Origin of the sequence: Paraburkholderia sp. CHISQ3 (assembly GCF_030464945.1) — a bacterium.
Lineage (GTDB): Bacteria > Pseudomonadota > Gammaproteobacteria > Burkholderiales > Burkholderiaceae > Paraburkholderia > Paraburkholderia megapolitana.
Genome location: NZ_JALPRG010000012.1, coordinates 86,331 through 105,279, shown reverse-complemented (window position 1 = coordinate 105,279; position 18,949 = coordinate 86,331). Strand labels below are relative to the sequence as shown.

The window sequence follows — 18,949 nt, the reverse complement described above, 5'->3', positions numbered from 1 at the left end:
GAGCAAGTGTAATGCCTCGTTCCAGAACGGGTGCGTAAACTGCACGCCGGCCCGCTCAGTGCGGCGGCAACCGGGTGGGCGTGCGGTTCCTCAAGTTGCTATTACCTGGAAGACTTCGCAAAACCGGTGCGCGGATGGAAAATCTTGCCGGTGCGCGTTTCAGTGTGAAAGCGCGCGATGTCGATCCTGTGTCAGCTTTCTGGCGGCTTGCAATGCGCTGAGCCGCAGCGCGCTCAAAAGAAAAGCGCCCCGAGGGGCGCTTGACTTGTATACCCGGCAGCCCTGCCTGTGGCTAGAAATTGAAGTTGTCGATATTGCTCGCATCGAAGGTCGTGGGCGGTCCGAGGATCACCTCGCCCTTCGGGCCGATGGTCCGCTTGCCGAGCTTGCCCGCATCGAACGATTCGCCTTCCTTACCCGTAATCGTGCCCGACGCGAGACCCGCCGCGGCATACGCCGCCAGATAACCGAGTTGACCCGGGTCCCACAACTGGAACGCCTGCACGGTGCCGTTCTTGACGAATGCGCGCATCTGGTTCGGCGTACCGAGCCCGGTGACAGCCACCTTGCCCTTGCTCGACGACGTCGAGATATAGCGGGCCGCCGCGGCGATCCCGACCGTCGTCGGCGAAACGATCGCCTTCAGGTTCGGATACGCCTGCAACAACCCTTGCGTTTCGACAAACGACTTCTGGTCGTCGTCGTTACCGTACGCGATCTTCACGAGCTTGATCTTCGCGTACTCGGGCTTCTTCAGTTCCTCCTGCATCCACTTGATCCATGTGTTCTGGTTCGTCGCGTTCGGCGTCGCCGACAGAATCGCGAACGCGCCCTCGCCGCCCATCAGTTTCGAAACGAGCTGGATCTGGCCGCGCCCGATGCCTTCCGCGTTCGCCTGGTTGACGAAGATCTGCCGGCCGTCCGCTGCGGTATCGGAATCGAACGTGACGACCTTGATGCCTTGCGACATCGCTTTCTTCAGGTACGGCACGACCGCGTTTTCATCGTTCGCGGCGATGACGATTGCGTTCTGCCGCTGCGTGATCAGCGTGTTGATGTACTGCACCTGCGACGACGCGCCCGCATCCGATGGCCCCACCACCTTACCTTCGCCCTTGAACTCCTTGATCGCAGCGAGGCCGCCGTCGTCGGCGATCACCTCGTAGGGGTTGTTGATCTGCTTGGGCAGGAACGCGATTTTCAGCCCGTCCTTGATGCCGGCCGCGTCGGCTGTCGTGCTTATCGTGCTTAGGCCGAGCAGCAGCGCACAGAGCGCCGTGCTGGCGGCCACCGTGCTTATGTTTCGTAATGGTCTCAACATGAGTGTCTCCTCTTCCTGATAATCGGACGTGTGCCCGAAGTTGTGATGTCGTTACCTACCGTGCTACATCTCGTGCTTTGTGTCGTACCGCGTTGCCCCTCAGGTCGACCCCGCGATAAAACGCCGGTCGCGCCGCGCCCGCCAGCGCGCGGCCAGGTTCGGAATCAGCACCGACGCGAGCAGCAACGCGCCGGTCACGATCGTCAGCACTTCGCTCGATACGTCGACGAGCGTCAGCGCATTGCGCAACACACCGACGATCAGCAACGACAACAGCACGCCGACCATCGATCCGCGTCCGCCGAAAATGCTCACGCCGCCGAACAGCACCGCCGCGATCACCGACAGCTCGAAGCCCTCGCCGTTGTCGCCGCGCGCGCTCGTAAAGCGCAGCGTATAGACGATGCCGGCGAGCGCACTGACCGTGCCCGACAGCACAAAGAGGCGCAGTCGCGCCTTCGCGACATCGATGCCGGAGAACGCCGCGGCCGTCGGGTTCGCGCCGATCGCAAAGAGACTGCGGCCGAACGCGGTGGCCTGCAGCAACACGGTGAACAGCACCGCACAAACGATCACAATCACGAACGGCAGCGGAATAAACGTTGAGCCGAGCGCGTTCATGCCGAACGCGGTATAGCCCGGCGGAAAGTCAGCGACCGCCTGATCGCCGAGCAGTACGTAGGCGAGGCCGCGAAACAACGCCAGCGTGCCGATCGTCACCGCAAGCGACGGCAGGTTCAGCTTCACGATCACGAGACCGTTCAAAAGACCCGCAAGCGCGCCAGCCGCGAGCACCAGTGCAATCACAAGCGGCATCGGCAGACCCATGTGCCACAGCACGCCCATCAGCGCGCTCGATGCACCCAGCACCGACGCGACCGACAGGTCGATGTCGGCCGCGACGATGATGAGTGTCATCGGCAGCGCCATCAGCGCGACTTCGGTCAGGTCGGCCAGCACGTTGCCGAGATTCGCGCCGCTCAGAAACTCCGGCGACAACACGCGCCCGAGCACCAGCGATAAAACGAACAGCACCACCAACAACGTTTCCCAACGCAGCGGGACCGTCGGCTTGCGCGTGCTCAATGCGGAATCGGGTTTAGCCATGATCGCGTTTTCTCATCATGCGTTTTGCCACCGAGCGGGCCAGCAGCGTATCGGCAGCGATCGCGACAACGATCAACGCCCCTTCGATCGCCTGTTCCCAGAATGGCGAGACGTGCAGCACGACCAGCGCAATGCTGATCACACCGAGCACGAGTGCACCGAGCGTTGCGCCGAGTATCGTGCCGACGCCGCCAGTGATCGCAACGCTGCCTACTACCGCGGCTGCTACGACCTGCAACTCGATGCCCTTCGCGGTGCTCGCATCGACGGTGCCGAAGCGCGCGAGCCACAACGCGCCTGCGAAACCCGCGATCGCACCGGAGATCAGAAAGCCCGTCATCACGCGACGCTCGACGGCTACGCCTGCCAGCCGCGCCGCTTCGGGGTTCGAGCCGATCGCGTAGTGCTCGCGGCCGCCGCGAAACTGCTTCAGGTACACCGAGAGACCGATCAGCACCACGGCCGCGATCAGCGCAAGCGTTGGAATGCCGAGCAACCGGCCGGTCGCAAGACGCGAGAACGCTTCGGGAAGGCTCGTGGCATTGATCTGTCCGCCATGCACCCATGCGTAATCTGCGCCACGAAAAATGTAGAGCGTCGACAGCGTTGCGACCAGCGACGGCACCCGGCCGATCGCCACGAGCGCGGCGTTGATCGCCCCCGCGAGCAAACCGATCGCGAGCCCGGCTGCGAGCGCGACGACCACCGGCATGTGAGGAAACGCGACGTACAGGCTGCCAACCGCATAGGCGCTCACGCCGACCGTCGAACCCACCGACAGATCGATATGACGCATCAGGATCACCACCGTCATGCCGGCGGTCAGCAGACTGATGATCGACACGTTCAGCAGAACGTCGCGCAGATTCTGCAGGTTCAGGAACTGCGGGCGCGCGAGTGCTGTGCCCGCTATCAGCAGGATCAGCACGACAAAGAGCGTCGTTTCGCGGCTCTGTGCAAGTGCGGCGATGAAGCCACCACGCGGTCGGACGCGTGAAGGGCCGTCGGCATGCAGATCGGCAGGACGGGTTGTCGATTCGCGCATCATGCCGCGTGCCCCAGATGACCACCGGACTGGCCAAGCGCCGCGCTCATGATGCGTTCTTCGCTCGCGTCTGCGCGCGCGATCTCCGCGCTGATACGCCCTTCGTGCATCACGAGGATGCGGTCGGCCATACCGAGCACTTCAGGCAGCTCGCTTGAGATCATCAGCACAGCCATACCCTCGCGCACCAGTTCGGCGAGCGCGCCGTACACCTCCGCCTTCGCGCCGACGTCGATGCCACGCGTCGGCTCGTCGATGATCAGCACCTGCGGATGCGTAGCCAGCCACTTGCCGAGCACGACCTTCTGCTGGTTACCGCCCGACAGCGTACCGACCGGCGCGGCGGGATCGTCGGCTTTCAGTTGCAGCCGTTTGCCCCAGCGGTTCGCCAGCTCCGTTTCGCTTCGCGCGGAAATCAGACCGAATCGCACGAGCCTGCCGAGCACCGTCATCGATGCGTTGCGTGCGATGCTCAGTTCGAGCGCGAGACCCTGCTGCCTGCGGTCTTCAGGTACGAGCGCGAGACCGGCTTGCACCGCAGCAGCCGGACGGCCCGGTGCGAGCCGCTTGCCCGCGATACGGATCTCGCCCGCGTCGAGCGGATCGATACCGAAGATCGCACGCGCAACCTCGCTACGTCCCGCACCAACCAGACCTGCGAGCGCAACGATTTCGCCCGCGCGAACGTCGAACGACACATCCTTGAACACACCAATGCGCGTCAGCCCGCGTACTGCCAGACGCACATCGCCAGGTACGACGTCGGCTTTCGGATAGAACGTCTCGAGATCGCGCCCGACCATCTTCGCCACGATCGCGGCCGTGTCGAGATCGGCGGTCGGTGCGTCGAACACCTTCGCGCCGTCGCGCATGACCGTCACGTGTTGCGTGAGCGTGAACACTTCGTCGAGCCGGTGCGTGATGAACAGGATCGCGACGTCGCGCTCGCGCAGCTTGCGCACGATCGCGAACAGGCGCTCCACTTCGGGCAGCGACAGCGCGGCGGTCGGCTCGTCCATGATCAGCACGTTTGCGTTCAACGACAGCGCCTTGGCGATCTCGATCACCTGCTGATCGGCAATCGACAGGCCACGCACCAGCCGGTCCGCGTGCAGATCGACGCCGAGCGACACGAGCAGCGCATCGACCTCGCGATGCATCGTGTCGTAGCGAATCCGGCCGAGCCGGTCCACCGGCTGCCGGCCCATATAGATGTTTTCGGCAATCGACAGATCGAAGAACAACGTCGGTTCCTGATAGATCACGGCGATGCCCGCATCGCGTGCCTGCGCGGGACTCGCGAATTCGCGCAACTGGCCGTCGATACGCAGTTCGCCCGTGTCGGCACGATGCACGCCGGCAAGGATCTTCACGAGCGTCGATTTGCCCGCGCCGTTCTCGCCGAGCAGCGCATGTACCTCGCCGCTGCGCAGCACGAGTTCGCCATCCGAGAGCGCACGCACGCGGCCGAACGACTTGCTCGCGTGGGTTAATTGCAGCCGCGAGACGGCGGTGGTCGGTTCCTGCACAGGCTGCCTCCCTCTTCGAGCGACGTGGACACGTCGCACTTCTCTTGTGAGTTTTTTGCTACTGCTTCAGATGCGGTAAATCCGCTCGGCGTTATGCCTGAACAAGGCCGAGCGCTCCGTATCGCTCGCTCCCGCGACGATCGCCGCATACGCATGCCACAGCGCGGAATACGAGCCAAACAACCGATCGACCGGAAAGTTCGATGCAAACATCGCCCGCTCTACGCCAAAAGCATCGAGCGTTTCGAGTACATAAGGACGCAGACTCTCTACCGTCCAGTCGTGATCGAACATCGCGAGCCCGCTGATCTTCACCGCGACGTTCGGGCATGCGGCCAGCACGCGCAGCCCGTCGCGCCACGCGCGATAGCCCGCTACGCTGTCGCGGTCGACGAACATACCCGCATGATTGAGAACGAACTGCGTGTCCGGATGCGCACGGGCCAGCGCTGCCGCTTCGTCCATTTGCGACGGATACACCTGCAGATCGAACGACAAACCATACCGGCGCAGCAGCGCGAAGCGCTCCTGCCACACCGGCTCGCGCATGAAATGCCGGCCCACGTAGTCGAACAGCTTCTCGCGATGTACGTTGAGAATCTGCCGCACGCCGCGCGTATTCGCGAACGATGCGTGCGCTTCGAGTACCGCCGGCGCATCGGGCGCCGCGAGATCGATCCCCGCGACGATGGCGTTGGGCATGCCGCGCGAACCGTCGGCGGCGGCGATCTGTTGCAGCCAGCGCGTCTCTTCGACCGGATCGGCGGGATCGTGATTCGCCTCGACGTGCACGACCTTCAGCACCTCGATGTCCTGCGCGTCGACCAGCAGATGTTCGAGCAGATAGTCGTGCTGCAACTCCCGCGCATCTCCGACGAACGACACACCGGGCTTCTCGAGCCACGGGTAGCGGTGCGTGCGCAGGTCCCACAGATGAATGTGCGGATCGACCACTTGCATGAAGCGCGCTCCTTGGGTGTCGGTTCAGCGGGTTAGCGGTTGCCGCGCGGGAAGCTCGAATACCGGCACGAGCGGTTGCTGGAACGGCGTGCGATCGGGTGCCGTCTGCATGATGTCGGCCATCATGTCCCACCATTTGCGCATCACGGGCAGATCGGGCAGCGCGTCCATCGTGTGGTGATCGGTGCGCGTCAGGACCGCAAACAGCGCGCCGGTGGATTCGTCGAGGAAGATGCGGTAATCGTGCACGCCCGCTTCGTGCAGCGCGTCGACCAGTTCGGGCCAGATCTCGCGATGCCGCCGTGCGTACTCTTCACGCATGCCGGGGTTGAGCGCCATCCGGAAAGCGATCGTCTCCATGCGAACCTGTCTCCGTTCATGCTCCTGCGCCTTATAGACGAAGCGTCTGGAGCGACTATAATTCCGCGGTCGATAGCGTCTCAATCCGTTGTTGGGATTGGGCGATCCAGAAACCGAATCGCACAGGTCCCATGAACCGACAAGCCGCCACGGTCGCTCTCGTCAATCGCCTCAAGTTCAAGCACCTTGCGCTGCTGGTCGCGCTCGACGACACCCGCAACGTCCATCAGGCCGCCGACGCGATCAACGTCGCGCAACCGAGCGCGAGCCGCATGCTCGGCGACATCGAGGAAGCGTTCGGTTTCCTGCTGTTCGAGCGCAACGCGCGCGGCATGCAGCCCACGCCGCTCGGCGTCGTCACGCTCGCGTATGCACGGCGCGCGCTCGCCGAACTCACCCGATTTGCCGAAGACCTCGACGTCAAGCGCCGCGGCGGCCACGGCCAGTTGACGGTCGGCGCGATCATGGGCGCGGCACCCGATCTGCTCGCGATGGCCGTCGCGTCGCTGAAAACCGAACGGCCGTTGCTCAACGTGCGGATACTCGGCGAAACCAGCGACCAGGTCGTGCAACTGCTGCATCGCCGCGAAGTCGACCTCGCGCTCGGCCGGCTCACCTCGCCGCTGCAGCACAACGATTTCAGTTTCGAGCCGCTCGCGCGCGAACCGCTCGTACTCGTAGTGCGCGTACGGCATCCGCTCATTTCGCGCAGCAGCGTTGCGTTGCACGAACTGATGGAGTGGCCGTGGGTCGCGCAGCCGATCACGAGTCCTGCGCGCGTGCTGTTCGAGGAAGAACTCGCGCGTGCCGGGCTCGCTACGCCGGTCAATCTCACCGAATGCGCGTCGATCTTCGCGACGCTGCAACTGCTTGAAAACTTCGATGCGATTGCGATGCTGCCGGAATCGGTAGTACGCGACCACGTGCGCGGCAAACTGCTCGTTGCACTGCCTATCGAAATCGGCAAGAGCCTGCCCGGCTTCGGCATCCTCACGCGCAAGGGCGAACCGCTCGCCGAACCGGCCGAACATTTCGTCGGGCTGCTGCGGCGTTTTTCGCAGCCGTTCGATACGGAGCACGGTGCGCCGCTTGTGCATACGCCGGCTCATTGAGCGGTTCATCAACGTGGTCACTGCAGGTTGACGAACAAACCGCCATCGACAAGCAACGCCGCACCCGTCACATAGCGTGCCTTGTCCGAGGCGAGGAACACGACACAATCGGCGACATCTTCAGGTGCGCCTAAACGGCCCAACGGAATGCGCTTCTCGAAGTACGCTTTCTTGGTTTCGTCGGCGAGATCTTCGGCGTTGAGGTCGGTGGCAATCGTGCCTGGCATCACCGAATTGCAACGGATACCGTACGGCCCGAGCGCGATCGCACACGACTGCATCAACGAATGAACCCCCGCCTTGGTCGGCGTGTAATGCGTCTGCATGCCGCCGCCCACCAGCGCGCTGATCGAACTGGTCGCGACGATCGCACCGCCGTGGCCCTGCTCCTTCATCTGCCGCGCGGCCGCCTGGGTCACGTAGAACGCACCGTTCAGATTCACGCCGACTGTGCGTTCGAGCACCGACGGCGGCATGTCGAGAAACGCGTGGAATGGGCAGATGCCCGCATTGCTCGCGAGCACATCGACCTTGCCGAATGCTTCGACAGTCTGGCGCACCAGGTCGACGCCGGTCTGCGGCGCGGCGACGTTGCCTTCCACCGCAATCGCGCGACGGCCCAGCCGCTCGATCTCGCCGATCACCTCGGTGATCGCAGAACGGCGACCATACGATGCGTCGTTGTCGCCCCAGTAGTTGATCGCAACGTCCGCACCTTCAGCCGCACAGGCCACGGCAATCGCCCGGCCAATGCCGCGCGAACCGCCTGTCACGATGACCGCCTTGTCCTTGAGCAGCACGGGTACTCTCCTGATCGTTGGTTGAGGGGCGTTGCGCGATTAATGCTGATACGGTCGCACCAACGCACAGTCCGGATTGAGCCGCACGCCGAAGCCCGGCGTCTCGGGCACCTTCATCCGCCCATTAACAGGCACCGGTTCGTCGAGCAGCAACGGCGTAAACATCGGCACGACTTCATCGGCCTTCGGCGCCATCATCAGAAACTCGGCGAACGGCGAGTTATGCCGCGTCACCACGAAGTGATAGCTGTACACCGACGAGCCATGCGGTATCACCATCACGTTGTGTGCATCGGCGAGCGCGGAAATACGGATCAACTCGGTGATCCCGCCGCACCAGCCCACATCGGGCTGGATGAAATCGCAGCATTGCATTTCGAGCAGCATCCGGAAGCCCCAGCGGGTCGCTTCATGTTCGCCGGTCGACACCAGCATGCCGCGCGGCACGTTGCGGCGCAGTTCGGCGTAGCCCCAGTAATCGTCGGGGGGCAGGCATTCTTCGATCCACTTCAGACCGTACTCGTGCGTGGCCTGCGCAAGACGTGTCGCGTAACGCACGTCGAGGCTCATCCAGCAGTCGTACATGAGCCAGAAATCGTCGCCGACACGGCTACGCATGTCGGCGAGCTTCTCGATATTCTTCCTGAAGCCTTCTTCGCCTTCCGCGGGACCATGCTGCAACGGCAGTTTGCCGCCGATAAAACCCATCTCTTTCGCCAGATCCGGCCGCGCGCCGGTTGCGTAGAACGTCAGCTCGTCGCGCACCGGGCCACCGAGCAACTGGAACACCGGCTCCTTACGAACCTTCGCGAGCAGATCCCATAGCGCGAGATCGACACCGGAAATCGTATTCAGCACGACGCCCTTGCGTCCGTAGTAGAGCGTCGCAAAGTACATCTGATCCCACATCTTTTCGATGTCGGTGACGAGCTGGCCTTCGAGAAACCGCGCCAGGTGCTTCTCGACGATGAACGCGCCGATCTCGCCGCCCGTCGTCACCGCGAAGCCGACCGTGCCATCGCTTGCCTCGATCTCGACGACCAGCGTGCCTAGTACGTTGATACCGAACGACTGACGGCTCTGCCGGTACTCGGGGTAGCGCGCCATCGGCGTAGCAATGTGGTCGTCGATCCAGTGACCGTCGGGCTGATCGTGATAGTCGGCGCCGCCGCCGCGAACGATGAAGGCACGCACGTGCCGGATGGTAGGCATGGCCATGTCGATGAGCTCCTGAACTTCGTTATGTTGCTTGAGGCTGTCGCCACTGCACGGCGGCGCCCTGTTCAATACGTGTCTGCTAGCGGGCGCGCTGTGCCCGGTGTGCAAGCGCGACTTGCGGCCCCGCACGACGATCGTGTGCAAATACACCGATCAGCAGCGCCGCCAGCAAACTCGCGCCACCAAGCACGACCAGCCCCGCCGAAGTCGATTGCCAGGCACGTTCGGCGACGGTGCGCAGCGTCGGCGCGATAAACCCACCGAGTCCACCGAGCGAGTTGATCAATGCGATGCCGCCCGCGGCAGCCGCGCCGGTCAGGTAGCGCGTGGGCAAGGTCCAGAACAGCGGCTGCGCGGCGATGAATCCGCTGGCCGCGCAGCACAGCGCAAGCAACCCGAGCACCGGACTGTGTGCCAGCCCCGACGCACCGATGCCCAACCCGGCCACGATCAGAAGCACGACTGCCCAACTGCGATGGCTACCCGCCTGGTCCGCGCGCCGCGGCACCCACCAGGTCACCGCCACCGCACATAGCCACGGCAACGCGGCGACCAGCCCGACGCGCAGGCCGACTTTCGTGCCGAGCAGCGCGGCAACCTGCTGCGGCAGATAGAAGATCACGCCGTACACGCTCATCTGAATCAGCAGATAGATTGCCGACAACGTCAGCACGCGCCGGTCGAACAACGCAGCAAGCACGCTCTGCGGACCATGTGCCGCTGCCTGGTTCGCGTCATCGGCAAGTGCGGCGCGCAGCGTGTCGCGCTGCGCGGCGTCGAGCCAGCGCGCCTCATCGGGACGGTTGTCGAGATACCAGAACGCCCACACGCCCACCGCCGACGCCAGTCCGCCCTCGATCAAGAACAGCCATTGCCAGCCGGCAAGACCGAGCGCGCCATGCAGATCGAGCAACAACCCCGACAACGGACTACCGAAGATAAACGCGAGCGGCGCGCCGAAATAGAACACCCCGACGGCCCGGCCACGCGCGGACTGCGGAAACCAGTGGGTCAGGTAATAAATGATCCCGGGGAAGAACCCGGCCTCGGCGACGCCGAGCAGAAAACGCAGCCAGTAGAACATCGCGGGGCTCTGCGCAAACGCCATCGCGGCTGAGACGATGCCCCACGTGACCATGATGCGGCACATCCAGATCCGCGCGCCCACGCGATGCAATAGCAGGTTGCTCGGCACCTCGAACAGCGCATAGCCGACGAAGAACACGCCCGCGCCGAACGCGAATGCCGCGTCCGACAAACCGGTGTCGTGCTGCAGCGCTTTCTGCGCGAAGCCAATGTTCGCGCGGTCGAGAAACGCCAGTACGTACATCAGCAGCAGGAACGGCAGCAAGCGCCGCATGACGGTGCTGACAGCCGCTTCCAGCGGAGCGTGCGAAGCAACCGGTTGTGCGCTCATCGAGTCTCCCGAAACGGACCGGCTACAAGCCGATGCGAAATACCTTGCCGCATGTGCCAGGCGCTCAATACGTCGCGCGACCGCCCGACAGGTCGAACACGGCGCCGGTGCTGAACGCGCAGTCTTCCGACGACAGCCACAGGATTAGCGACGCGGCCTCGTCGGGCAGAAGAAAACGGTTCATGGGGATTTTCGACAGCATGTAGTCGATGTGCTCCTGCGCCATCGAATCGAAGATTTCGGTTTTCGCGGCGGCCGGCGTCACGGCGTTGACGAGGATGTTGCTGGTGGCGAGTTCCTTGCCGAGCGACTTCGTCAGGCCTATCAGGCCCGCCTTCGACGCGCTGTAGTGCGAGGCGTTCGGATTGCCTTCCTTGCCCGCCACCGAGGCGATGTTGACGATGCGCCCGTAGCCTTGCTTGAGCATCTGCGGGACCACCGCGCGGCAGGTCAGGAACGGGCCGATCAGATTGACGTCGATGACGCGGCGCCAGACGTCCGGGGCGAGTTCCCAGGTCTTGCCGTTGCCGCCGGTGATGCCGGCGCAGTTGATCAGCACGTCGATCGCGTTGTGCCGCGCGATGGTTTTGCTGGTTGCATCGGCAACCGACTGCTCGTCGGTCAGCTCAACCGCCACCGACGATACGTCGCCGAGTTCCGCCAGTTCCCGTTCGCTTTTCGCTAGCCGCTCGGCGTCGATGTCCCACAGCGAAACCGCCGCCCCCGAGCGCAATGCGCGTTGCGCCACCGCGTAGCCTATGCCGCGCGCGCCGCCGGTGATGACGACGACGCGGCGCTCCAGATCGATCCGGTTCATTTTGTCTCCTGCATTGGAATGGTTCGTATGCCGGCCAATATACGGGGCCGTCGATACGACAACAATCCGGGTATCGGATGGAGCGATAGCAAAAGCGGATTGATGAACCTCGATCGGGTCTGGTTGCAGCTCGCCGGGGATGTACGAGAACGTGGGGAGTGCCGCCGGACGGGCGCCAGGGGGCCTGTGCGCTTCTTGCGGCTGCCGGGATGTCAGCGACCCTGGGCGCTATTTGCGGGCTTAAGGCCGTCGTGAGCCGATTACAGGCGCCGCAGCAGACCACCCTTTCAGCAGCACCTGCGTCTGACCGCGTAGCACCGCGACAATCAACTGGCGTTTTTCCACATCGAACGCCGGCCATCCGAGCAAGGACAACGCCGCGCGCGGCTTGAGATGGAACATCATGAGCTGTCCGTACAGGCTGACGGCGCGGATCGTCGTCACAGGATCGTCGGCCGCACTGCCGGTAATCCGCGCGATCAATTTCGCTGCCACCGTATGCAGCGGATCATGGATGCGCTTGCGCACGATTTCCGGCCCGATCGCCGGATCATGGCCAAGCGGCTCGCCCGCAAAGAAGAGTCGGCGGCTCTCGTTTGGGACCATGAAGAGGCAATCGCCGAGCGCTTCGTGGAGACGGATGAACACATCGATCAGCGCATTGACGCGCGCATTGCCCTCAAGCAGGCGCATCGCCTGATCCACCACCGGCGCGAGCCGCGTCCATGCGCAGGCAGCGATATGCTCCGCACACGCGCGATAGACCCCTTCCTTGTTCTCGAAGTAATACTGCAACGCCGGCGTGTTGACACCCGCCCGCGCCGCGATCTCGCGAGTCGACGTATGCTCGTAACCGTGTTCGCCGAACAGATCGATGGCCGCCTCGACGATCCGTAACCGCGTCGCTTCTCCACGCACGGATCCTTTGGTTCGAAGAGGTATCGTCACAGCGGGCCTCGATCTATATCGCCGGTTACGTGAAGCGTGTCAGGACTTCACCTCTTCCTGCTGCTGCCATCCGCCGCCGAGCGCCTTGTAAAGCGTGACGACATCCGTGGTCAGCGTCAGCGTGCTCTGGATGAATTGCTGACGTTGCTGCTCGAGGGTGTTCTCGGCGGTCAGCACGTCGATGAACGTCGATACGCCGTTCTTGTACTGGTTCGTCGCAAGCGCGAGCGCTTTCGTTTCGGCCGACACGGTTTTCTCGAGCGCCTGATGGCGGCGCAATTCCGCGCGATACGCCGACAACGCGTTGTCGACGTCTTGCAGCGCTCCAAGGACGGTCTTCCGGTAGCTCAGTGCCGCTTCGGCCTGATCCGCTTTCGCCAGTTTGAGGTTGGCGCGAAGCTGGCCGCCCTGGAAGATCGGCAGCGAGACGGACGGACCGAACGAGTAGAAGTTATTCGCCCACTTCGTGATATCGCCGGGCTTCGTGCTTTCCTGCCCCACCTGGCCGGTCAGCGAAATGTCCGGATAGAACTGCGCGACCGCGACACCAACCTCGGCGGTCTGCCGATGCAACTGCGCCTCCGCGACCCGGATGTCGGGACGACGGCGCGCGAGGCTCGCCGGCAAACCGACCGGGACCTGCGGAGGCGGTGGCGGGATCGGTGTGGCGGTTGCCAGTTCGGCGTCGAGCGCACCGGGTGCCTCGCCGAGCAGCACGGCAAGCCCGTTCAGGCTCGCGGCGATCTGCTGGTCGTATTGCGCGAGCGACGCTTCGAGCGTCCCGACCGCCGAGGTCGCGCTTTCCACATCGAGATCGGTGACGAGGCCATTCGAAGCACGCTCGCGAGTCAGATCGAGGATTTGCTGTTCGGCGACGAGATCGGCCTGAGCGGTGTCGCGGCTCGCCTGGGCAGCACGCAGTTGCGCGTAGGTTTGTGCCACTTCGGCCTGCAACGTGACGAGCGCGTCGTCGCGATTGCCGATTGCCGCCACCGTGGAGGCATTGGCCGCTTCGACCGAACGCCGCACCCTGCCGAACAGATCGAGTTCCCAGGAAGCGTCGAGCGAGCCCTGGTAGATGTTGACCGGTTTGGTCAGCGAGTCGACCAGTGCGGCAAGACCCGGGTTGCCTCCGGGCGGCGCACTGGAACTGCTGCTGGCGAGCCCCTGGCCGACGTCTTCGTGGGTGTACGACGCGCTCGCATTGATCGACGGCAGGCCGGCGGCAGCAACCGACCGTTCGCTCGCGCGCGCTTCGGCAATCCGCACCACGGCGATCTGCACATCGAGATTGCCGCGCGTCGCCCGGTCGATCAGCGACGTCAGCGTCGCGTCGTTGAAGCTGCGCCACCATTGCGGGTCGGGGTCTGCTTGCGCGGTGACACGTGTCTCGCCCGACAGCGCCGATTGCGTAGCGAGCGCATCGTGCCACGTGGCCGGTGTACTTGCCTCGGGCGCCTTGAAGTCCGGGCCCACTGTGCAGGCGCCAAGCAAAACCGCACTCGCGGCAAGGGGCAGTAGAAATTTCGCGGTGGTCATAGGTGGCCTCCTTCGCCAGCGGGACTGCCGCCCGCTTTCGATTTCGAGAACAGGAAGGTGAAGGGAATCGCGAGGAACGCGAGGAAGGCGCAGATCGCAAATACATCCGTGTACGACAGCAACTGCGACTGGGCGATCAACTGCTGGTAGAGGTGACCGACGGCGCCCTGCTGGGCAAGATCGCGCGGCACACCCGACGCCTGCAACGTGCGCGCCGTACTCGCGACCGTGTCGAGATAGGGCTGCGAATACGGTGTCTGGTGTTCGCCCAGATACGCCATACGCACCTGACTGCGTGTCGTGATCAGCGCCGTCGACAGCGAAATGCCGATCGACCCCGCGATGTTGCGGAACATCGTGAACAGCGCCGCGGCATCGCCGTTCAGCCGGCGCGGCAGCGTCAGATACGTGATCGTCGAGATCGGCACGAACAGGAACGCCAGCCCGCTCGTCTGGAACACGCGCATGAGGACGAGTGTCCGGAAGTCGAGATCGGGCGTGAGCTGGTGCGAATAGAAGAACGCCCCACCCAGCAACGCAAACCCGAATGCAATCACGTAACGCGTCTGCACCAGCGGCAGAATCTTGCTGACGAGAATGATCAAGCCGATCAGCGCGACTGCACCAGGCACGAGGATCAGGCCGGCCAGCGTCGCGGTATAGCCGAGCAGTTGCTGCGAGAGTTGCGGCAACAGCACGGCACTCGAATAGAGAATCACCGCCATCGCAAAGATCATCAGACTCCCGACCGCGAAGTTGCGATCGGCCAGCACGCGCAGATCGACGATCGGCTTTTTCGTGTACAGCAACCAGAAGACCGCACCGACGATACCGGTGACGGCGAACGCGGCCATCACGCAGATCAGCGGCGAACTGAACCAGTCGTCGGTTTCGCCGCGGTCGAGGAAAATCTGCAGCGCGCCGAGACCGAGGATGATCAGACCGAGGCCTACATAATCGAGGTCGGCTTTGCGGCGTTCGTCGCGCATCGACGGCGGATCGCGCACGAGCGCCATCACGCAGAAGAAGGTGATGATGCCGACCGGAATGTTGATGAGGAAAATCCAGCGCCAGCTGTAGTTATCGGTGATCCAGCCGCCCAGCGCCGGTCCGATGACCGGGGCTACGACTGTCGCGAGTGCGGTCACGCCGAAGGCCTGGGCTCGTTTGGCCGGCGGGAACGTATCGAGGATGATCGATTGCTGGTTCGGCTGCAAACCGCCGCCGAAAAAACCCTGCAACAGCCGGAAGATGATGATCTGCGGCAGGCTCGTCGAGATGCCGCACAGAAACGAGCAGACCGTGAACATCGCGATGCAGATCAGGAAGTAGCGCTTGCGACCGAGCAACCGCGTCAGGTAGCCCGAAATGGTCAGCACGATGCCGTTCGACACGAGATACGACGTGAGCGTCCATGTGCTCTCGTCGGTACTCGCCGACATGGTGCCCGCGATATGCGGCAGCGCCACGTTGACGATGGTCGTATCGAGCACTTCCATGAAGGCAGCGAGCGTTACGACTATGGCGATGAGCCATGGGTTGGCTCCATCGCGCGACTGCGGCACGGCTACGGCCCCGGCGCTGCTCATTGCAGGTCCACTTCGGGATCGACCGACGCACCGAGCGGCAGCGGCAAGTTCGCATCGAGACCGCTATCGATGACGATCTTCACCGGAATGCGCTGCACGATCTTCACGAAGTTGCCAGTGGCGTTCTCGGCGGGGAACGCACTGAAGCGCGAACCGGTGCCCTGCTGGATGCTGTCGATGTGCCCTTTCAGCCGGAGCTGCCCATACGCATCGACGCGGATCGAAACCTTCTGGCCGACACGCATCCGGCTGAGCTGGTTCTCCTTGAAGTTCGCGGTGATCCAGACATCGGGCGCAACAAGCGAGAACAGCGATTGCCCCGCCTGCACATAGCTGCCGAGCTGGACGTTACGCAAGGTCACCCAACCGTCCTGCGGCGCACGGATTTCCGTGTACGAGAGATTCAGTTGGGCCGCTTCGAGTTGCGCCTGCGCCTGCCGCACCTGGGCATTGGCCTGGTCGACCTGGGCCTGTGCTTGCGCAACTGTCTCCGGAATGAGCTTCGCGATATCGACCTGCGCCTGATTGTTGGTCAGCGTCGCCGCGGCGGAGCGCAACTGCGCGCTGGCCTGGTCGCGTGCCGCCTGGGTCGTGGCGCGGGCGTCGAGCGTGGTTTGCCGGCGGTCGTCGGCGGCTGCGAGCACCTGGTTCGCCGAGGCCTGGGCAACCTGCGCTTTGGCCTGAACCAGTTTGGCCGGTGCGCTGACTCTCGTCACCGTCAGGTTGACCTGGGCATTTTCGAGCTGCGCGCGGGCGACTTCGAGTGAGGCCTCGGCCTGGTCGCGCGCGGCGATGTAGTCGCGCGGGTCGATCTTGATCAGCAGATCGCCGGCCTTGACACGCTGATTGTCGCGAATCGCCAGCGTGACGACGTAGCCTGCCACTTTGGGCGCAACGGTCACGGCGTTGCCGTCGACCTGGGCGTCATCCGTTGTTTCGGTATTGCGCGTGCTGAAGTAATACCAGCCGCCTACAACGAGCAGAATGCACGCGATAACGATCGCGATGAGCACCCCTTTCCCGCCCGGTTTGCGCCCCGGCGATGTGCCGTTGCCCGGCGCACCGGGCTGCTCGTTCGGTGCGGTTGCGCCGGCGGTCTGCCCGCCCACTTCGGTGTGATCTGTAGCCATCTGGAGAGCCGTTGATTACGATCGCCAGATGCTGCGCTCCCGGTAATTTTTTGTCAAATTCAAATTTGAAATTTATTTTCGCCGCACGGGGCGACCGGGCTTGTCGCCCGTCTCCGCCTGAACGTGTTGCGCGACAGCCGCCAGACCTGCGTGGATAAAGCGTTCGAGATGGTCAATGAGCAGTTCGACTTCGACGTCCGAATCGGTGATGCCAGGCATCATCAATGAAAGCATCGTGCGGTCGGAAATGGCGAGGATCAGGCACGGTGCCACGACCGTCAGGATGGCCCGCCCCACCACGGGGTCGTCCGGCTTCACGCCGATCAACTCCGCAAGGATGTCGCCGAGGATCTTCTTTTTGGGCAGTATTTCGGTCTGGATGAAGGCCGCTTTAACCGGCGACGGCGAAAGCACCTCGCGGCTCAAGAGCCGCATTTCCCACGACGCGGCGGCAGGACTGGCGAGGCGCCGCACCACCGGCGCGATGTAGGCGCGCAGCTTGTGCCGCGCGCTTGCATCGCTCGATGCGATCTCCTGCAGCACCTCGATCGTGACGATTTGCCGGTGCGCATGCGCAAGCGTGGCCGCGTAGAGCGACTCGATACCGTCGAAATGGTAGTTGACCGATGCCGCATTCATGCCGGCTCGCTCGCAGATTTCCTTACTGGTCGCCCGGTCGTAACCTTTCTCGGCGAAAACCTCGCCGGCGGCTTCCAGTAATCTCTCGCTCGCACGCTCACCGGCGGACGGTTGGCCTGAATCGGGACGACGACGCATTTTTGTAGACATGCGCCATGCTATCGGGAAATCGATCGCCCGGTCAATTTCAAATATAGATTTGATTTTTTTACAAACAGGAAGCCAGGAGTCGGCGCCCGAACCGACGACATCCTCCCGGCCATGCCATCACGCCTGCACTTCCGGCTCGCTCACGTTGGTCTGCTCGAACGCCGGCAGCACCTGTTCGGCGAACCGCCGCATCGACGCGAGCACCCGCGCTTGCGGCAACGCGCCGAACCAGAAGCTCGCGTTGAAGTAATCGCAGCCGATACCGTCACGGATGCGCTGCAGCTGGCGCACGCATTGTTCGGCGGTACCGATCACCACGAAGTCGTCGCGTAATGCTTCGTCGGAAGGCTCATCCTGAAGCGGATCGGCGCACACCACGCCATCGACCACTTCGCCCAGTTCGTGCCGCAGCCGCAGGGTCGCGCGTCCGTTCCAGCGCACGTGCTCGATCGCGTCGCGTGCGTCGGCCTCGCTCTCGGCGACATAGACGGGCCGTTGCGTGCCGATACGCACGCCATCGAGTTGCGGTGCGAGATCCGGATAGCGCTCGCGGATATTGACGAGCTTCGAGATCGGCTCGAGCCCGCCCGTGAAGAAATTCATGCGCCGCGCGATCGCCGTTTCGATCTGGTCGCGCCGCGTCGAATTGACGACGACCCAGAACGGCATGCGCTCCTGCACCGGACGCGGATAGAGCCGCGTGCGCGGAATCTGGAACTCGGTGCCGTCGAATTCGACGATCGGATTGTGCAACGCGCGCTGCAGGACCTCGAGCGCTTCGTCGTCACGCTTCGGACGCGCACCTTTGACGAGCCCGAAACGTTGATACTGATATTGCTGGTAGCCCTTGCCAAAACCGGCTTCGGCACGCCCGCCACTGAGCACGTCGAGTATCGCCAGTTCTTCCGCGACGATGAGCGGATGATGCAGCGGCAGCGGCACGATCGCGGTGCCGAGCCGGATGCGCTTCGTACGCGCGGCGATATGCGAGAGCAGCATCAGCGGCCGCGACGAGTACGCGTAGTTCGTGAAGTGATGCTCGGCAAGCCACAGATGGCTGAACCCCAGTTCTTCGGCGGCGACCGCCACCTCGATGCCGCGCGCGAGAATCTCGGCGGACGGACGCGGCTCCGGCGCGGGCATGGTCAGGAACGTGCCGATTTGCATTTCTTCTCCTTGCTGGCGCGCGAAGCGCACGGTTTGGTAACACCCCGCTAGCACGCGTTCGCGCGCTGTGTCTGGGTACGTGGCGTATCTACTCACGAGAA

General features: G+C 63.6%; 17 protein-coding genes. 1 reads left to right on the top strand and 16 read right to left on the bottom strand.

The window, feature by feature from the left end:
• Positions 1-292: 292 nt before the first annotated feature.
• From rhaS to M0D65_RS25915, 6 genes are all read right to left on the bottom strand, one after another.
• Positions 293-1,321 (bottom strand): rhamnose ABC transporter substrate-binding protein, encoded by a 1,029-nt coding sequence (gene rhaS, locus M0D65_RS25940; RefSeq protein WP_266255148.1) that lies wholly within the window; start codon positions 1,319-1,321, stop codon positions 293-295.
• A gap of 99 nt (positions 1,322-1,420) precedes the next feature.
• Positions 1,421-2,428, bottom strand: coding sequence for an ABC transporter permease (locus M0D65_RS25935; protein WP_266255147.1), 1,008 nt, complete (start codon positions 2,426-2,428; stop codon positions 1,421-1,423).
• Complete coding sequence (locus tag M0D65_RS25930; protein ID WP_266255146.1) at positions 2,421-3,476, bottom strand: ABC transporter permease; 1,056 nt, start codon at positions 3,474-3,476, stop codon at positions 2,421-2,423. The genes M0D65_RS25935 and M0D65_RS25930 overlap by 8 nt, the downstream gene beginning before the upstream one ends.
• Positions 3,473-5,002: a sugar ABC transporter ATP-binding protein gene (locus M0D65_RS25925; RefSeq protein ID WP_266255145.1), complete on the bottom strand. Its 1,530-nt coding sequence runs from the start codon at positions 5,000-5,002 to the stop codon at positions 3,473-3,475. Before M0D65_RS25925 ends, M0D65_RS25930 begins: the two co-directional genes overlap by 4 nt.
• Before the next feature lie 66 nt (positions 5,003-5,068).
• A complete protein-coding gene (locus M0D65_RS25920; RefSeq protein WP_266255144.1) occupies positions 5,069-5,962 on the bottom strand; it encodes an amidohydrolase in 894 nt (297 codons plus the stop codon).
• Between the two features lie 24 nt (positions 5,963-5,986).
• The gene (locus M0D65_RS25915) at positions 5,987-6,322 is read right to left on the bottom strand and encodes an L-rhamnose mutarotase (RefSeq protein WP_266255143.1); all 336 of its coding nucleotides are present in this window, start codon (positions 6,320-6,322) and stop codon (positions 5,987-5,989) included.
• Between the two features lie 131 nt (positions 6,323-6,453).
• Here M0D65_RS25915 and M0D65_RS25910 point away from each other — a divergent pair, with 131 nt between their 5' ends.
• A complete protein-coding gene (locus M0D65_RS25910) occupies positions 6,454-7,434 on the top strand; it encodes a LysR family transcriptional regulator (RefSeq protein ID WP_266255142.1) in 981 nt (326 codons plus the stop codon).
• Between the two features lie 17 nt (positions 7,435-7,451).
• On the opposite strand, the gene M0D65_RS25905 is transcribed toward M0D65_RS25910, so the two are convergent.
• The 10 genes from M0D65_RS25905 to M0D65_RS25860 all read right to left on the bottom strand — a co-directional run bounded on the left by M0D65_RS25905 (position 7,452) and on the right by M0D65_RS25860 (position 18,848).
• Positions 7,452-8,234 (bottom strand): SDR family NAD(P)-dependent oxidoreductase, encoded by a 783-nt coding sequence (locus M0D65_RS25905; RefSeq protein ID WP_266255141.1) that lies wholly within the window; start codon positions 8,232-8,234, stop codon positions 7,452-7,454.
• Between the two features lie 39 nt (positions 8,235-8,273).
• Positions 8,274-9,452: an L-rhamnonate dehydratase gene (gene rhmD / locus M0D65_RS25900; RefSeq protein WP_266255140.1), complete on the bottom strand. Its 1,179-nt coding sequence runs from the start codon at positions 9,450-9,452 to the stop codon at positions 8,274-8,276.
• 79 nt (positions 9,453-9,531) lie between these two features.
• The gene (locus M0D65_RS25895) at positions 9,532-10,869 is read right to left on the bottom strand and encodes an MFS transporter (protein WP_266255139.1); all 1,338 of its coding nucleotides are present in this window, start codon (positions 10,867-10,869) and stop codon (positions 9,532-9,534) included.
• Positions 10,870-10,933: 64 nt separating this feature from the next.
• On the bottom strand, positions 10,934-11,686 hold the full coding sequence (locus M0D65_RS25890; RefSeq protein ID WP_266255138.1) for an SDR family NAD(P)-dependent oxidoreductase: 753 nt from the start codon (positions 11,684-11,686) through the stop codon (positions 10,934-10,936).
• 240 nt (positions 11,687-11,926) lie between these two features.
• Entirely contained in the window at positions 11,927-12,634 is a 708-nt protein-coding gene (locus M0D65_RS25885) for a CerR family C-terminal domain-containing protein (RefSeq protein ID WP_266255137.1), read from the bottom strand.
• Positions 12,635-12,673: 39 nt separating this feature from the next.
• Positions 12,674-14,173, bottom strand: coding sequence for an efflux transporter outer membrane subunit (locus tag M0D65_RS25880; RefSeq protein WP_266255136.1), 1,500 nt, complete (start codon positions 14,171-14,173; stop codon positions 12,674-12,676).
• Complete coding sequence (locus tag M0D65_RS25875; RefSeq protein ID WP_091017803.1) at positions 14,170-15,762, bottom strand: DHA2 family efflux MFS transporter permease subunit; 1,593 nt, start codon at positions 15,760-15,762, stop codon at positions 14,170-14,172. The genes M0D65_RS25880 and M0D65_RS25875 overlap by 4 nt, the downstream gene beginning before the upstream one ends.
• On the bottom strand, positions 15,759-16,892 hold the full coding sequence (locus tag M0D65_RS25870; RefSeq protein WP_266255135.1) for an HlyD family secretion protein: 1,134 nt from the start codon (positions 16,890-16,892) through the stop codon (positions 15,759-15,761). Before M0D65_RS25870 ends, M0D65_RS25875 begins: the two co-directional genes overlap by 4 nt.
• Positions 16,893-16,964: 72 nt before the next feature.
• The gene (locus tag M0D65_RS25865) at positions 16,965-17,681 is read right to left on the bottom strand and encodes a TetR/AcrR family transcriptional regulator (protein ID WP_091017799.1); all 717 of its coding nucleotides are present in this window, start codon (positions 17,679-17,681) and stop codon (positions 16,965-16,967) included.
• Between the two features lie 117 nt (positions 17,682-17,798).
• Positions 17,799-18,848, bottom strand: a complete 1,050-nt coding sequence (locus M0D65_RS25860) for an LLM class flavin-dependent oxidoreductase (RefSeq protein ID WP_091017797.1) — start codon at positions 18,846-18,848, stop codon at positions 17,799-17,801.
• Positions 18,849-18,949 lie beyond the last annotated feature (101 nt).

Excerpts from the sequence above, each read along its gene's own strand:
- rhaS (WP_266255148.1), bottom strand. The coding sequence starts at position 1,321 with ATGTTGAGACCATTACGAAACATAAGCACGGTGGCCGCCAGCACGGCG.
- M0D65_RS25865 (WP_091017799.1), bottom strand. The coding sequence starts at position 17,681 with ATGTCTACAAAAATGCGTCGTCGTCCCGATTCAGGCCAACCGTCCGCC.
- M0D65_RS25930 (WP_266255146.1), bottom strand. The coding sequence starts at position 3,476 with ATGATGCGCGAATCGACAACCCGTCCTGCCGATCTGCATGCCGACGGC.
- M0D65_RS25860 (WP_091017797.1), bottom strand. The coding sequence starts at position 18,848 with ATGCAAATCGGCACGTTCCTGACCATGCCCGCGCCGGAGCCGCGTCCG.
- M0D65_RS25915 (WP_266255143.1), bottom strand. The coding sequence starts at position 6,322 with ATGGAGACGATCGCTTTCCGGATGGCGCTCAACCCCGGCATGCGTGAA.
- M0D65_RS25890 (WP_266255138.1), bottom strand. The coding sequence starts at position 11,686 with ATGAACCGGATCGATCTGGAGCGCCGCGTCGTCGTCATCACCGGCGGC.
- M0D65_RS25910 (WP_266255142.1), top strand. The coding sequence starts at position 6,454 with ATGAACCGACAAGCCGCCACGGTCGCTCTCGTCAATCGCCTCAAGTTC.
- M0D65_RS25880 (WP_266255136.1), bottom strand. The coding sequence starts at position 14,173 with ATGACCACCGCGAAATTTCTACTGCCCCTTGCCGCGAGTGCGGTTTTG.
- M0D65_RS25935 (WP_266255147.1), bottom strand. The coding sequence starts at position 2,428 with ATGGCTAAACCCGATTCCGCATTGAGCACGCGCAAGCCGACGGTCCCG.
- M0D65_RS25870 (WP_266255135.1), bottom strand. The coding sequence starts at position 16,892 with ATGGCTACAGATCACACCGAAGTGGGCGGGCAGACCGCCGGCGCAACC.
- M0D65_RS25895 (WP_266255139.1), bottom strand. The coding sequence starts at position 10,869 with ATGAGCGCACAACCGGTTGCTTCGCACGCTCCGCTGGAAGCGGCTGTC.
- M0D65_RS25875 (WP_091017803.1), bottom strand. The coding sequence starts at position 15,762 with ATGAGCAGCGCCGGGGCCGTAGCCGTGCCGCAGTCGCGCGATGGAGCC.
- M0D65_RS25920 (WP_266255144.1), bottom strand. The coding sequence starts at position 5,962 with ATGCAAGTGGTCGATCCGCACATTCATCTGTGGGACCTGCGCACGCAC.
- rhmD (WP_266255140.1), bottom strand. The coding sequence starts at position 9,452 with ATGGCCATGCCTACCATCCGGCACGTGCGTGCCTTCATCGTTCGCGGC.